The sequence below is a fragment of the Arthrobacter livingstonensis genome (genome assembly GCF_003219815.1).
Lineage (GTDB): Bacteria > Actinomycetota > Actinomycetes > Actinomycetales > Micrococcaceae > Specibacter > Specibacter livingstonensis.
The window spans coordinates 92600-107570 of the sequence record NZ_QJVD01000007.1; the positions used below are offsets into that span (position 1 = coordinate 92600).

13 protein-coding genes are annotated in these 14971 nt (G+C 64.8%); 7 read left to right on the plus strand and 6 right to left on the minus strand.

Features of this window, described 5'->3' with window-relative positions; all coding sequences use genetic code 11:
• The first annotated feature begins 112 nt into the window (after window positions 1-112).
• A complete protein-coding gene (locus CVV68_RS08405) occupies window positions 113-1327 on the plus strand; it encodes an integrase catalytic domain-containing protein (protein WP_170133123.1) in 1215 nt (404 codons plus the stop codon).
• Window positions 1328-1455: 128 nt separating this feature from the next.
• On the opposite strand, the gene CVV68_RS08410 is transcribed toward CVV68_RS08405, so the two are convergent.
• Both CVV68_RS08410 and CVV68_RS08415 read right to left on the minus strand, forming a co-directional pair.
• Window positions 1456-2676, minus strand: a complete 1221-nt coding sequence (locus CVV68_RS08410; RefSeq protein WP_110500550.1) for an ABC transporter permease — start codon at window positions 2674-2676, stop codon at window positions 1456-1458.
• Window position 2677: 1 nt separating this feature from the next.
• Entirely contained in the window at window positions 2678-3628 is a 951-nt protein-coding gene (locus CVV68_RS08415; protein ID WP_245933422.1) for an ABC transporter ATP-binding protein, read from the minus strand.
• 120 nt (window positions 3629-3748) lie between these two features.
• Here CVV68_RS08415 and CVV68_RS08420 point away from each other — a divergent pair, with 120 nt between their 5' ends.
• On the plus strand, window positions 3749-4393 hold the full coding sequence (locus CVV68_RS08420) for a trimeric intracellular cation channel family protein (protein WP_110500551.1): 645 nt from the start codon (window positions 3749-3751) through the stop codon (window positions 4391-4393).
• Window positions 4394-4432: 39 nt separating this feature from the next.
• Window positions 4433-4858, plus strand: a complete 426-nt coding sequence (locus CVV68_RS08425; protein WP_110500552.1) for an SMI1/KNR4 family protein — start codon at window positions 4433-4435, stop codon at window positions 4856-4858.
• A gap of 590 nt (window positions 4859-5448) precedes the next feature.
• On the opposite strand, the gene CVV68_RS08430 is transcribed toward CVV68_RS08425, so the two are convergent.
• From CVV68_RS08430 to CVV68_RS08440, 3 genes are read right to left on the minus strand one after another with little or no spacing between them, the layout of a single operon-like run.
• Complete coding sequence (locus CVV68_RS08430; RefSeq protein ID WP_110500553.1) at window positions 5449-6552, minus strand: polyprenyl synthetase family protein; 1104 nt, start codon at window positions 6550-6552, stop codon at window positions 5449-5451.
• Entirely contained in the window at window positions 6549-7886 is a 1338-nt protein-coding gene (locus CVV68_RS08435) for a geranylgeranyl reductase family protein (RefSeq protein WP_110500554.1), read from the minus strand. The genes CVV68_RS08430 and CVV68_RS08435 overlap by 4 nt, the downstream gene beginning before the upstream one ends.
• A gap of 16 nt (window positions 7887-7902) precedes the next feature.
• Window positions 7903-8613 carry a demethylmenaquinone methyltransferase gene (locus CVV68_RS08440; protein WP_110500555.1) on the minus strand — a complete coding sequence of 237 codons (711 nt, stop codon included), beginning with the start codon at window positions 8611-8613 and terminating at the stop codon, window positions 7903-7905.
• Between the two features lie 114 nt (window positions 8614-8727).
• Between CVV68_RS08440 and CVV68_RS08445 the strand changes: the two genes are divergently transcribed.
• The 4 genes from CVV68_RS08445 (at window position 8728) to CVV68_RS08460 (ending at window position 12921) form a co-directional block, all read left to right on the plus strand.
• The gene (locus CVV68_RS08445) at window positions 8728-10050 is read left to right on the plus strand and encodes an isochorismate synthase (protein WP_110500556.1); all 1323 of its coding nucleotides are present in this window, start codon (window positions 8728-8730) and stop codon (window positions 10048-10050) included.
• 157 nt (window positions 10051-10207) lie between these two features.
• The gene (locus CVV68_RS08450; RefSeq protein WP_110500557.1) at window positions 10208-11143 is read left to right on the plus strand and encodes an ABC transporter substrate-binding protein; all 936 of its coding nucleotides are present in this window, start codon (window positions 10208-10210) and stop codon (window positions 11141-11143) included.
• Window positions 11144-11146: 3 nt separating this feature from the next.
• A complete protein-coding gene (locus CVV68_RS08455; protein ID WP_245933423.1) occupies window positions 11147-12121 on the plus strand; it encodes an amino acid ABC transporter permease in 975 nt (324 codons plus the stop codon).
• Window positions 12118-12921, plus strand: coding sequence for an amino acid ABC transporter ATP-binding protein (locus CVV68_RS08460; RefSeq protein WP_110500558.1), 804 nt, complete (start codon window positions 12118-12120; stop codon window positions 12919-12921). Before CVV68_RS08455 ends, CVV68_RS08460 begins: the two co-directional genes overlap by 4 nt.
• 81 nt (window positions 12922-13002) lie before the next feature.
• Here CVV68_RS08460 and menD read toward each other — a convergent pair whose 3' ends face one another.
• Window positions 13003-14760: a 2-succinyl-5-enolpyruvyl-6-hydroxy-3-cyclohexene-1-carboxylic-acid synthase gene (gene menD, locus CVV68_RS08465; RefSeq protein ID WP_110500559.1), complete on the minus strand. Its 1758-nt coding sequence runs from the start codon at window positions 14758-14760 to the stop codon at window positions 13003-13005.
• Window positions 14761-14971 lie beyond the last annotated feature (211 nt).

Here is a 14971-nt window from a genome sequence, read left to right on the forward strand (position 1 = left end):
AAGGGTCTCTAAAGTGCTCGCGAAATGGGGTGCGTGCCTCATTTGGGATGTGCTCGCGAAATCTCTGGTGCATGGTCGGGTGCTTTGGTGTGCTGGAGGGATGGACTATGGGATGTCGTTGTCTGCGCGCAGGGAAATTACGAAGAAGGAAGCCGGGGAGTATTTTCGGGCTTCGAAGAAGGGCAAGGGCGAAATCCTGGACCGGTTGGTGGTTGAGATTGGGTGGTCCAGGGCGAATGCCCGCCGTCAGCTCGGTAGGGCCTTCAAGCGGCGTGGGCCGGCCCGGGCCGTGGCGCGCAGGCCGAGGACACCGACATATGGCTACGACACGGTGAAGGTCCTCCAGCAGGTCTGGGTCGTGGCGGGGCAGCCCTGCGGGAAGTACCTGGCTGCGGTCATGGGCGCCACACTGGCCAATATGGGATCTCACATCGGTTCCGGCGCCTTCGGGCGGGCCCGCTCCCGCTACAGTCCTCAGGCTCGGGCCCAATTGCTGGCGATGAGTGCGGCCACGATCGACCGGCTGCTGGCACCGTTCAAACTCTCGATGTATCCGGAGGGAAAATCAACGACCCGGTCCCGACGGAATCAGTACACCGAGGTAATCCCGATCATGTCCCGCATCCCGGCCATTGACTGGCAACCCGGCATGGTCGCCATCGATACGGTCGCTCACTGCGGCAACAACGCCAAGGGCCAGTACGCATTCACGCTGACCGTCACCGACCCCTTCACCGGGTGGACGATCAACCGGGCGATCAAGAACAAGGCTGCCAAATGGGTGGTCGCTGCGATGGAAGAAATCCAGGACGAATTCCCGTACCCCATCGACCATTGCCATAGCGACAATGGATCTGAATTCCTCAACACGGCGGTCACTACTTGGTGCAATACCCATAACATTCGCATGACCCGCTCCCGGCCCCACCACTCCAACGACAACCCATTCGTGGAGCAAAAGAACGGGGCCATTGTGCGCCGATCCGCGTTCAACTACCGCTACGACACCGATGTTGAACTTCGCCTGCTCAACGAACTCTGGCCGCTGGTGAACCTGCGAAAGAACCTGTTCCTGCCCACCAAGAAAGTCACCGGATATCACCTCAGTCGCAAGGGAAAGTCCGTGCGCAGCTACGACAATCCACGCACCCCTGCCCAACGGATCAAGGACACCGGGATCATGCTCGAACCCCAACGCCACCACATGGACAAGCTCTACAACAGCCTGGACCTGGCCGGACTGACGAACCGGATCAACGAAATCCAGCAGCGACTCATCCGGCTGGCCGCAGCCAAGACCTACTCCCAAGCACCCCACGCAGCATGACACTTTCGCGAGCACTTTAGATGAGGCACGCAGGAAGCATTTGGCGAGCATATTGACATGAGGCACCACGGGGGACGTCCCCGTGCCCCAGGCACCAATGCCGGCCCGGGGTGCCCAAAAGCGCCGCGTCAGCCTTTCCTGGCGAAGGCAGTCCGCAGGGAAAGCTTCCGCGAATACTCAATGGAGCCGTAGCGGAACAGGTGCACGGCCACGCGCAGTGCAAGGACGCCGAAGACAAACAGTTCCGCAATCACCACGGCGGCCGAGACTCCGCTGAGGGAGCCAAACCCGTTGCGCAACATGGCCGTGATGGGCGCCGTGAACGGGAAGAACGTGAAGATCTGCACAATCAGGTTGCCGGGGTCGCTGACCACCATGGACACAATGTAAAACGGGATGAACATCATGATCATGACCGGGGCAAACACTGCACTGGCGTCCTTCGCCGTGGGCATCACCGCGCCAATGCCCACCAGCACGCCGGTGAACAGGATGAATCCGCCCACGAACAAAAGCGCCCCCACCAGCATGGGCCAAAACTGGAACTGCAGATTGGACAGGTCAAAGTTGGGCATGGCCAGCTGGTCGTGGAAAAACACGTACCCAATGACCATGGGAGCGGCAAAGACCACGGCCTGCAGCGCCCCAACCAGAAACAACGAGATCACCTTGCCCACCACCAGGGTTGTGGGGTTCAGCGTGGTCAGGATCATCTCCGTGACCCGGTTTTCCTTCTCCTCCAGGGTGGACGCCAGCATTTGGTTCGCCAGCAGGATGATCACCACATAAAACAGCACGAGGAACAGCAGCGGCGGCACCACGGTTTCCAACCCCCCTGAGACCTTGCCGTTCTTGAACGTCTGTGACTGGGTGTTGAAATTGCCCTGGATAGCCGCGGACAGCTCCGCCGAACCCGCCTTCTCCTGGGCAGAGAGAATGACGACCTGCTTGGCGACGGCGTCGTAGCTGCCGTTCTTGAAAATGCCCTGGTCCGTGCCAAAGACCTTGACCGGTTCCTTTTGCAGGCTGGCAGGGTACGCAAAGTAGGCGTTGAGTTTCCCTGTCCTGACACGTTCGACAGCGGTGCCCGGGTCGGATTCCACCGTCCCGCCCAATGCCTTGGCCACGGCGGGGTCCACCAGCGCCGAGGCGTCCGTATAGGTGAAGGCCAGCTGATTGTTCTTTTGTGCCTCACTCAGGGACTGGGTGTTGGAACTGCTCGCGAACACCAGCCCAAAGACGATGGCGAGGAGGATGGGGATGGCCAGTGTAGCAATCCAGAAGCGGCGTTTCTTGACGGTGCGGGTGAACTCAAACTGCACCACGGTGCCCAGGTTGTGCCGCGCCATGTCAGTTCACCGCCGTTTCGGCCTGGGCCTGTGCGGAAGCGCCCTCCGCTTCGCCGTACACCTGGATGAAGATGTCATCGAGGCTGCGCTTGGCGGCCACAAAGCCGCGCACCACCAGGCCTGAACTGACCAGCTCCCGCAGCACATCGGCCTCGTCCACTGCGTCATCCAGGGCCAGCTCCGCGTAGTTCCTTTCCCGCAGCACCACCTTGTAGCGTGGCGAATCCGGCACGGTGCCGCTGTATTTGAGCCGCACGGTGCGCCCGCCAAACAGGTTTTGTACTTCGTCAATGGTGCCGTACGCCTCGGATTTTCCATCCTTGAGCAGTACGATCCGGTCGCAGAGCCGCTCCACTTCCTCCATCTGGTGGGTGACCATCACCACGGTGGCCCCGGCCTTTTTCCTGTCCTCGATGATGTCCATGAGCAGCCTTCGGTTGACCGGATCAAAGCCCTTGGTGGGCTCGTCCAGAATCAGCAGTTCGGGGTCGTTCATGATGGTCACGCCCAGCTGGATCTTTTGCTGCTCGCCGCCGGAGAGTTTGTCCACCCGCACATCCGCCTTGTCCGCCAGGTCCACCCTGTCCAGGTAGTCGCGGGAAAACTTCTGGGCCCCGGCCCGGGTGAGCCCCTTGAGGCGGCCAAAGTACGTCATGACATCGAGCACGGATTCCTTCTTGTACAGACCCCGCTCCTCGGGCAGGTAGCCGAGCCTGGCCCCGTAGTCGTCGCTGAACACCCGCCCATTGATCTCCAGAATTCCCGAGGTGGGGAGGTAGATGCCCAGCAGGGCCCGGATCGTCGTAGTTTTTCCGCTGCCGTTGCTGCCCAGAAAGCCGAAGGTCTCTCCGCGCGCCACATCAAAGGAAAGCCCGTCAATGACCACCTTGTCGCCAAATTTCATGTGGAAGTCGTCAATGTGGACCAGCGGTTGCGAGAGGTCGTTGCTCATTGTGCCAGCGTAACCAATTTCACAGTCTTTTGGCATATGCATTCGACCGTCGGCGGCCGTCCGCCGTACGCTTGGAGCGGCCAAGCCGGAGGCCGTTGGACACACGTGATGGAGGCCCCCATGCCGATCGACCTTGCCCTGGTCCTGGACCTGTTGGGTTGTTCCTTCTTTGCCGTTTCCGGTTCACTTCTTGCAGTCCGCAAGGGCTTTGACCTGGTGGGCTCGGTGCTGCTCGGCTCCCTGGTGGGGCTCGGCGGCGGCGTGCTCCGGGACCTCATCCTCAACGCCGGCCCGCCCGCGGCCTTCAGCAACCCGATCTACTTGGCGGCACCGCTGCTGGCCGCCGCCGTGGTCTACCTCCTGGCAGGGCGGGTGGAGCGGGTCAGCCGGTTGGTCCTTCCCTTCGACGCCGGCGGGCTGGCCTTGTTTTGCATCACCGGCACGCTCAAGGCCCTGGATGCGGGGATGAACCCGGCCGCTGCGATCCTGTTGGGCGTCACGACGGCCGTGGGTGGCGGGATCCTGCGCGACGTCACGGCCAACCGTGTTCCGCACGTCTTCGACCCCAAGGACCTGTACGCCATTCCGGCGTTGCTGGGTGCCGCAATGGCCGCGGGCCTGTGGTACCTGGGCTGGCTGAACCTGGTCACCGGATCCATTGCCGCCGCGATGGTATTCTCACTGCGCATGCTGACCCTGCGGTTCCACTGGCACGCCCCGCTCGCTGCCCGCAGCTGGGCAATCCCGCGATTCCGTCGCGGCTAGGATTGACAGTAACCACAGTCGCCGATCCTGGAGTATTGAATGTCCGACATTTTTGTTGAGAAGTTCCGCGGCTTGGTGCCCCTGTATCTGGAGGAACCGTGGCAGGAAGCGGACGGGATCGACCGGGACGACTTGGCCGCCATCATTGACGAGTTGGGCATCACCGTACCGCAGGCGTTGCGCGAGTTCCTGCATGCCTTGGGCAACTGCGAAGAAATCATGGAGGCGTACTACTACTTCTGGGACCCGGAAGAGCTTGAAATCGAGGACGGCTACCTGTTGTTCCTTGAGGACGAGGACGAGGCCTACACCTGGGGCATGCGCGCGGACCAGGCCGACGTCCCGGACCCGATCGTCTGGCGCCGCAACAATGCCACGGGCGCCTGGATCAACGAAGAGGGCACGTTTAGCGAATTTGTCTTCGACATGCTCGACTGGGTCTTCAACGACGATGAAGACGACTGACCGCGGCATCCTCGTTGGGATCGATCTTTCGACCGTCAGGCCTTCGCCTGCGTCGCAGGCCAAATAGTCACACAACTTACCGGTCTGGGTCGCAGAAATGACGGTGCGAACCAAGAAAGCCGCGCCAGAGACGTTTCGGCTGGTGTTAGCCACCAAAAGGCCGTGGTAACCACCGGTCCAGCGTCTAACACCAGCACAAACACCTAACACCAGCCCGGAAGTCGAAGTGGTTGTACTGTTGCGGTTCGGGATGGGTGGCTATCCATGGCCATCCACGGTGCCGGCGTGATGACGGGGCAAACTTCCTCGTTCGAGGCTGGCGCGCAGGGAGCTGCCACCGAACTTGGTGTGCCCGACGCGGCTCCATAGCCCTTGGGGGCTAGCTGGATGAACAGCCTCCCCGGGCACAGGCGCGGATCTCAAAACGAGACCCACAGTTCACTCATGATCGGCCTCTCCGACGAGAGGATGATCGCCGCCGTGGAAGCCTACGCCCGGGAGAACTGTGACACGCGCCGCGGATCTCGGCAGGCTCAACCGGGCCAGCAACGATGAAGGCGACTAACCCGCAGCCGCTTCCAGGGCCGGGCTTAGACGTCCCGGGAGACCACGGCTTCGGCAAAGCTGGCCAGGGCGGCCTTCACCATGCCGTCGGGCAGCGGGACCAGTGCGGCAATGGCCTGGCCGGACCACTCGCGGGCGACTGTCCAGGACTCCGCCGTGACGGGGTGCTCGCGCAGGGCCGACACGGCCCGGGCCAGGGCTTCGTCGCTGCCCAGGTCCCCGTCCACCAGTTCCAGGACCGCCAAGGCCGAGGCATCCCCCGAAGCCGCCGACTTGCGCAGCAGCAGCACCGGAAGCGTGGGCACGCCTTCGCGCAGGTCCGTGCCCGGCGACTTCCCGGAGACCTGCTTCAGTCCGGTGACATCGATGACGTCATCGGCCAGCTGGAATGCGATGCCCACCTTTTCGCCGTATTCAAGCATGACGTTTTGCATTTCCTCGGGGGCGCCGGCAAAGATCGCGCCAAGCTGCCCGGAGGCTGCCACAAGGGAGCCGGTCTTGTCTGCAATGACGGACAGGTAGTGCTCCACGGGATCCTGGTCCTCGCGCGGGCCCACGGTCTCGTGCAGCTGGCCCAGGCACAACCGTTCAAAGGTGCGGGCCTGGATGCCCAGCGCGCGGGCACCGAGCTCAGAGACCAGGATGGAGGCGCGGGCAAAAATGAGGTCCCCCGTCAGGATGGCCACGGTGTTGCCCCACACCTCGTGCGCTGTGGGCGCACCCCGCCGGTACGGCGCGGAGTCCATCACGTCGTCATGATAGAGCGTGGCCAGGTGCGTCAGTTCAACCACGACGGCGGCCTGCACCACTTCCGGCCGGCTTGCGTCACCCAGGTGGGCGGCCAGCAGGGCCAGCAGCGGCCGGATGCGCTTGCCGCCGGCCTCCACCAAGTGGCGGCTGGTGGCGTCGGCCAGCGGATCGGAGTTGGCGATCGCTTCCCGGAGAACCTTCTCAACCCTGGCCATGCTCATGGAGATGGACGGCCCAAGCTCCGGGTCTTCAGCAACGGCGGAGAAACCCTTGGGCAATTGCAGGCCGGTGGCAATGGCCATGGTGCTGGGGTTCGCGTCCTCGGAGCCGGTACGCCCGTGCCCGGCATGGGTCCAGCTGTGGTCTGCGGAAGTAGTCACTGCTTAACACTAACTATTGGAAGGGATTGTTGCTTGGACGTCCGGGTGGTGCCTTGGTTGCCGGTGGCGGGAACCAGTTTCTCCAGTAGATGAATCACTCTATCCTCAAAACCGCGTTCGCCGGCGTCGGTCAGGTTGGCCATCATCCGCACCACAAAACGCATGAGGACGGGCACAGGCATGCCCGTCCGCAGGGCCAGGCCCATGATCTTGGGTTTGCCGATCAGGGAGGCGAACACCCGGCCCAGGGTGAAGTGGCTGCCCCACTGTTCGCGCACAAAACCGCTGTAGCCGGAGAGCGCGTGGTTGGCGGCGAGCCGCGAGTTGGCACCGGCGGCACGCACAATGAACTCGGCGGCGAAGCGGGCGGACTCCATGGCGTAGGAAATGCCTTCCCCGTTGAAGGGGCTGACCATGCCGCCCGCGTCGCCGAGCAGCATCAGCCCGTCGGAGTAGTGCGGGGTCCGGTTGAAGCCCATGGGCAGGGCCGCTCCGCGGATGGGACCGACCTGGTTCTCGGGGGTGAACCCCCACTCGCCGGGCATGGCGGCGGTCCAGTCGCGCAGCACGGCTCGGTAGTCCAGCTTGCCGAATTCCTTGGACGAGTTCAAGATGCCCAGGCCCACATTGGAGGTGCCGTCGCCGACGCCAAACACCCAGCCGTAGCCGGGCAGCGGCCTTCCGGGCCGGCCCGCCTGGGCAGGTGCTGCCAGTTCCAGCCAGCCCTCCATCCAGTCGTCGTCGTGGCGCGGGGAGGTGAAGTAGGTCCTGTAGGCAACTCCCATGGGCCGGTCATCGCGCTTTTCGTGGCCCAGGGAGACGGCGGTGCGCGTTGAGTTGCCATCCGCGGCCAGCACGACGTCGGCAAAAAAGTCTCGGGTTTCGCCCGTCTTCCGACCTGCCCCGTCCAAAACCGACGCCCGGGCACCCACCACGGTTCCGGCGTCGTCCGTCAGGGCCGAGGTGACCGAATGGCCCTCAAGGATCACAGCCCCCGCAGCCTGGGCATGGCGCGCCAGGGCCTCGTCGAAGCCCAGCCGGGTGCGGATCAGGCCGTAGTCGGGGAAGTTGGAGAGCTCGGGCCAGGGAACCTCGACGGTGCGGCCGCCGGCAATCAGGCGCAGCCCCTTGTTCCGCCGCCAGCCGTCTTCGGCCCGGTGCGGCAGGCCCATGAGTTGCATTTCCCGCACGGCGCGCGGGGTCAGGCCGTCGCCGCAGACCTTCTCGCGGGGGAAACGGGTCTTCTCCAGCACGGTGACCTCGATCCCGGCGGTGGCCAGGTGCCAGGCCGCCGTGGATCCGGCGGGGCCTGCACCTACAACAAGTACCTTCACTGTGGGTGGGGTTCCTTTAGTCGAGGGCCGGTGCTGCGGGCTTCACGGCACGGTGCACGGCCACAATGCCGCCGCTCAAGTTTCGGTACGCCACGGAGGACCAGCCGGTCTCAGTGAGCCAGGCGGAGAGTTCATCCTGGTTCGGCCAGACCCGGATGGACTCCGCCAGATAGACGTAGGCATCCGGGTTGGAGGCGGTCTTTCTGGCCACGGCCGGCAGCGCGCGCATGAGGTACTCGGTGTACACGGTGCGGAACGGGGCAAAGGTGGGATGGGAGAACTCCGCCACCACCAGCTTGCCGCCGGGCTTGGTCACCCGCAGCATCTCGCGCAGCGCCTTTTTCGGGTCGATGACGTTGCGCAGGCCGAAGGAGATTGTGGTGGCGTCAAAGGAGTTGTCGGCGAACGGCAGGTTGGTGGCGTCCCCGGCGATGAAGTCGATGTCCGGGCGGCGGCGCTTGCCCACTTTGAGCATGCCGACAGAGAAGTCGCAGGCCACCACGTGGATGCCGGCGTCGGCATACGGCTCACTGGACGTTCCGGTGCCGGCGGCCAGGTCCAGGACCCGCTGGCCGGCAGCGGCACCGACGGCGTCCACCACGATTCTCCGCCAGCGGCGCGTCTGCCCCATGGACAGGATGTCGTTGACGATGTCGTATTTGGGAGCCACGTCGTCAAACATGGCGGCCACTTCTTCCGGACGCTTCTCAAGGGATGCACGGTTCACCCCCCTAGTGTCTCAAACTTTGCTCCCATCCGCGCATTGCCCAAGGCTGTTGTGGGGCAGGCCACCGCCGCGCCGCCCGTGCGCCCGCGTACGGACGAGTAATCTTGACTCATCATGACTGCAATCCTCGGCACCCATCCGCTGCGCACTCTGACCACGGCCCTGGACGCCGCGGCACTGGGCGGGCATTCCGCCGCCACCCCGGCCGATCTCCTGGCATCCGACGCGTTTTGCTGGCTGCGCCGCGGCGAGGGCCTGCTGGGCTACGGCGAGATCGCGCAATTCTCCGGCACGGGCCCCGAGCGGTTCGCCGACGCCGAGCAATGGTGGAAGGACATGCTGGCCGGGGCCCTGGTCCGCGACCCCATCCGCGTCCCCGGCACCGGGGCCCTCGCGTTTGGCTCCTTCGCCTTCTCCAAATCCAGCCCACACCCCTCCGTGCTGGTCATTCCGGAACTGGTGGTGGGGTTCCGCGACGGCACGGCCTGGCTCACCCACCACACCCTGGACGGCACCGTCCCCACGGCGGACTCCGCGCACGCCCTGTTGCGCGGAGTCCTGTCCTCCGAAGCCGAACGCACGACGCCGGACACCCCCTCGGCGGGGACCGTGCGTTCCGGGGCACTCACCGAAGAGCAGTGGAAGGAGTCCGTCGCCGAAGGGGTCCGTGCCATTGGGCGCGGCGGCCTGGACAAGGTGGTTTTGGCCCGCGACGTGCTCGCGAGCTTCGAAGAACCGGTCCGCCGTGTTTCAATCCTGCAACGATTGGTGCGGCTTTACGGGGAATGCTGGACCTACGGGGTGCGCGGCCTGGTGGGCGCCACCCCGGAAATGTTGATCAAGGTGGACGGAACCACGGCCCAGGCACGGGTGCTTGCCGGCACACTTGACCGTGAGGACGAGCCCGCCGGTTCGGTGGGTTTTGCCGCCTCGGTCTTGGGCGGTTCAGCCAAGCAGCGCCAGGAGCACGACTTTGCCGTGCGGTCCCTGACCCGGCAGCTGGCACCCTTCGCCACGGACCTGTCCTTCCCGGCCGAACCGTTCATTTTGGAACTGCCCAATGTCTGGCACCTGGCCTCCGACGTCATCGCCGAACTGGCCGACTTTGAAGGCCACCTGCCCACCTCCCTGGCCCTGGTTGAGGCCCTGCACCCCACGGCCGCGGTGTGTGGAACCCCCAGGGAGGGTGCCGGAAAACTAATCCTGGAGTTGGAACGGATGGACCGGGGACCCTACGCCGGGCCGGTCGGCTGGCTGGACGGGGCGGGCAACGGCGAGTGGGGAATCGCCCTTCGCGGAGCGGTGCTCGAGGACCCGCTCTCCGTGCGCCTGTACGCCGGCGCCGGCATTGTCGAGGCCTCCGACCCGGACGCCGAACTGGCCGAGACGTGGGCCAAGTTCCGGCCCATGCTCCAGGCCCTGGGGCTGCACGCCTGACGCGGTCCGGGATTCCAGACAGCATCATCAAAGCGCTCCCTTGCAAAGCACCCGATAAAGTTGTTCAATAGTGAAATATCGTTTACCGTGATGCAAATCACAGGACGCTACACTAGATTTCAATCGCTGTGCTCCAGTTCGACATAAAGGGTAAAACATGCAAATTTCATCGAGGCTGACCGTTCGCCTGGCCACGGTGGCCGCCGTAGCAGCATTGGCGCTGACCGGCTGCACCACGGCGTCGCAGGACACCCCTCCCGGGTCCACCGCCAGCGCCGGCGCCGACGCGTCCTTTGACCCGACGACCGTCGCCAAGGACGACGCCCTCATCGCCCTGCTGCCTGCGGCCTTGAAGAGCAAGTCGACCATTGACGTTGGCTCCGACACCTCCTACGAACCGGCGGAGTTCCTGGACAAGGACGGCCAGACCCCCATCGGCTACGACGTGGACATTGCCAAGGCCATTGCGGCCACCCTGGGTAAGAAGGCGGATGTCCACACGGCGGACTTCTCCTCCATCCTGCCCAAGCTTGGCACTGTCTATGACCTGGGCATCTCCTCCTTCACCATCAACCCGGAACGCTCCAAGGCCGTGAACTTTGTCAGCTACTTCAACGCCGGCGTGCTGTGGGCGGTGCAGAAGGGCAACCCCAAGGGCATCACCATGGACAACCTTTGCGGCAAGAAGGTTGGCGTGCAGACCGGAACGGTTGAGGAAGATCCCGACGTCAAGGACCGTTCGGCCAAGTGCGTTGCCGCCGGCAAGCCCGCCATCACCGTGGTTTCGCTGAAGAACCAGACGGACGTCACCACGCGGCTGGTGGGCGGCACCATCGACGCGATGAGCGCCGACTCGCCCATCATCAAGAATGCCCTGGCCAAGACCAACGGCCAGCTGGAAACCCTGGGCGATGTTTACGACTCCGCCCAGCAGGGCATTGCCATCGCCAAGTCCGACACCGAACTTGCCGGCGTCATTGAAAAGGTCATGAACAAGCTCATCACCGATGGCTCCTACACCAAGATCCTGACCAAGTGGAACAACGTCGAGGGCGCCCTGCCGAAGGCAGTCCTGAATCCGACGGCGGGATAGCCGTTGAGCCGTCTAGCCTCACGCCGTACTTCCCACGGCCCGGGCGCCGAGCTGGAACTGATTGACGCAGTTCCCGTCCGGCACCCGTGGCGGTGGGTCGGCGCCGCCGTCATCCTGCTGGTGCTCATCCTGGTCATCCAGTCCATGACCACCAACCCGAAGTTCTATTGGGGGACTTTCAGGACCTACCTTTTTGACGTTCTTGTCATCCAGGGCGTGGGCTGGACGCTCATCCTGACGGTCACATCAATGATCATCGCCATTGTCCTGGCCATCCTGCTTGCCTTCATGCGGCAGTCGGACAACCCGCTGTTCCGATATGTTTCCTGGGTCTGGGTCTGGTTCTTCCGGGGCACGCCCGTTTACACTCAGCTCCTGTTCTGGGGTTCGGTGGGCGCCTTGTATCCAAAGATCATTGTGGGGGTCCCCTTTGGGCCGGAACTGTTTTCCTGGGACACGGCCACGGTCATCAACGCCACCGTGGGTGCCATTGTCGGCCTGGGCCTGAATGAATCCGCCTACCTGGCCGAGATCTTCCGGGCCGGGCTCAAATCCGTGGACAACGGCCAAATGGAGGCCGCCGAGGCCTTGGGCATGCGCCGCTCAAAGGTCATGTGGCGGATCATCCTGCCCCAGGCCATGCGCGTCATCATCCCGCCGACGGGCAACGAAACCATCGGCATGCTGAAGACCACCTCGCTGGTGCTGGCCGTCCCCTTCACCCTGGACCTGACGTTCGTCACCAACGCCCTGGCCAGCCGCACGTTCCTGCCCATCCCGCTGCTCATGGTGGCAGCGTTCTGGTACCTGGTGATCACCTCGGTGTTGATGGTGGGCCAGTTCTACATTGAACGACACTTCGGCAAGGGCGTTGACAATGTCACGAAGGCACCGGTCAAGGCCACGGCCGCCGTGGCCGCGGCCCACGCAAAACCGATCGACCCGGCCGACGGAACCACGGAAGGCGGCAAGCCATGACCGACACCGCTTCGATCAACAAGCACGAAGCCACCCGGGTGAAGCCGCTCGTGGAGATTCAGGGCGTGCACAAGCTCTTCGGCGACCACCATGTGCTCAAGGGCATCGACATGACCGTCCGGCAGGGCGAGGTGTCCGTCATCATCGGCCCGTCCGGCTCCGGCAAGTCCACGCTGTTGCGCTGCATCAACCTGCTGGAGACCATCAGCGCCGGCCGGATCTACGTCCACGACGACCTGATTGGTTTCCGGGACGTCAACGGCAAGCTGCATGACTTGAACACCAAGCAGATCGCGGCACAGCGCCGGGAAATCGGCATGGTGTTCCAGCGCTTCAACCTGTTCCCGCACAAGACCGCGCTGCAAAACGTGATTGAGGCACCCACCCAGGTGAAGCGCCAGTCCAAGGCGGCGGCGAAGCTGAAGGCCTTGGAGCTGCTGGAAATGGTGGGGTTGAGCGACCGTGCCAACTTCTACCCGGCCCAGCTCTCCGGCGGCCAGCAGCAGCGGGTCGCCATTGCCAGGGCGCTGGCCATGGAACCGGAGCTGATGCTCTTCGACGAGCCCACCTCCGCCCTGGACCCGGAACTGGTGGGCGATGTCCTGGAGGTCATGAAGAACCTGGCCAAGTCCGGCATGACCATGATCGTGGTCACCCACGAGATCGGCTTTGCCCGCGAGGTGGGCGACACCCTGACGTTCATGGACGCCGGCGTGGTGGTCGAATCCGGCAACCCGCGCGACATCATCGCCAACCCGCAGCACCACAGGACGCAGGAGTTCCTCAGCAGGGTGCTCTAGCTGGTGGTGGCGTGCCAAGCTGGCGGGGGCGGGTGAAATTTCATACGCCCCCGCCGGCTTGGCACGCCGTCGGGGTTCAGATCAGCTTGCGTTGAGCGCGGAGGCGATTTGAGCGTGGAGTTCGCGCAGGCCTTCCCGGGTCGCCGTGACTTCGACGATGCTGCGCCCGCGCACCGGTGCGGCTAGCGCGGCGGCCAGTTCCGCCGTCGTGCCTGCCAGGGTGTGGCCCCAGCCGTAGGCCGCGGCCAGCGCGGCCAGGTCCACGACGTGCGGCGTGCCAAAGAAGCGTTCGACGGCGGCCGCATAGTTGGCTGCCGTGGCGAGGACCCCGTGTTCCAGGACCGAGAAGATGCCTCCGCCGTTGTCATTGAGGACGATGACCTGGACGTCCGCTTCATGCTCGCCGGTGCCCAACAGGAGGGCTCCGGCGTCGTGCAGGAACGTGACGTCGCCCAGGAGCACACGGGTGGAGGCGCCGGTCGCCAGCGCGATTCCCGTGGCGGTGGCAATGGTGCCGTCAATCCCGGCAAGGCCGCGGTTGGCGAAGACCGTCGCCGCGTACGCTGCGCCGGTCAGTGCCGGGTGTCCGGCCAGATCAGCGTCGCGCACGGGGTTGGATGATCCCAGCACCAGGTTGACGGCCGGACCCTGCTCCGCTTCCTGCTGGAGGCGGGCCCACACCTGGCGGGCCACGGCCGGGCCGCTGAGTTTTCCGGGTCGGGCGGTTTCGGCAAGAACGGTGTCCAGCAGTTGTTCTGCGGTCCGGGCGGCGTCCTGCCAGGCTTCCAGCCAGCCGTCCGGCCCATGCCCGGCAAAGCCCACCAGCTGGTCCCATTGCGTCAGCACCAGCTCCGGGCGCCGGCCGGCCTCAAACCAGGCCACCGGGTGCGGCAGGTAAAGTGCCCGCTCCAGGTCCGTGCGGGCCAGGAGCTGGGCCATGGGCCGCGACAGGGTGGGCCGGCCAAAGACCACCACACGCTCCATCGGCTGGGCGGATGCCGGGCCGAACCGGTCCAGCAGCAGTCTGTAGGGGCCCACTGCGTTGGGGCCGTACCTGGCGTTCGACGACGGCTCAGCAAAGAGGGGCAGGCCAAGCATGCGGGCGAAGTATTCGGCGTCGGGTCCGGCGCCGTGCCCGGCCAGGACCACTGTCCGGTGGCTCGTGGAAGGGCGGACCATGACGGGCTCCGCCTCCAGTGTTCGCAACTGGTGGGATCCTGTGGTCTCCGCTGGGCCCACGGCGGCGAGGGACCCGCGGCCAGCTTGCGAGTCGTGGGAGCCGCTGGGGATCAGCCGTTCCCACTCGGAACCGTCGAGTGCCGGCGTCAGCGGGTCGCGGAAGGCAAGGTTTACCTGGACGGGCCCGGCCGGGATTCCTTCAAGCCGGCCCTGCGCGGCGCTGAGCGCGGTGGCGACGGCTCCGATGGGGTCGATCCCGGCGGCGACATCCGTGGCGAAGCGGACATGCTCGCCGAAAAGGTCCAGCTGCGCCGTGGTCTGGTTGGCGCCGGTGCCGCGCATTTCCTCGGGCCTGTCCGCCGAGAGCACCAGCAGGGGCGTGCCGGAGTGGTTGGCCTCCATGACGGCCGGCATCAGGTTGCCCACGGCCGTGCCGGAGGTGGTGAGCACGGCGGCGGGACCGCGCGAGCCCTGGGCCAGGCCGAGCGCCGTGAACCCGGCCACGCGCTCGTCGATCCGGACGTAGGTGGTGATGCGGCCGTCGGCCTCGGCCTCAGCCAACGCATATACCAGGGGCGCACTGCGGGATCCGGGCGCCACCACAATATGCCGCACCCCCGCACGTTCCAGCGCATCCACGACATACCGGGCAGCATCCATTGAACTAAGTAAACTCACGCCACCATCTAACCACCCGGGCCGGGTTGGCCACCGAATCCATCCTTGGAAGTGCCAGCCGGGCGGGCGCCGCCACTGAACGGTCAGATCATCGCGTTTTGACGGCCACCGCTGCAATCAACGGTCAGATCATCGCGTTTTGAGCCGCTTATTCCTCCATTGCCTGAGCGTTGAATCTAGGCACCTCGACAGC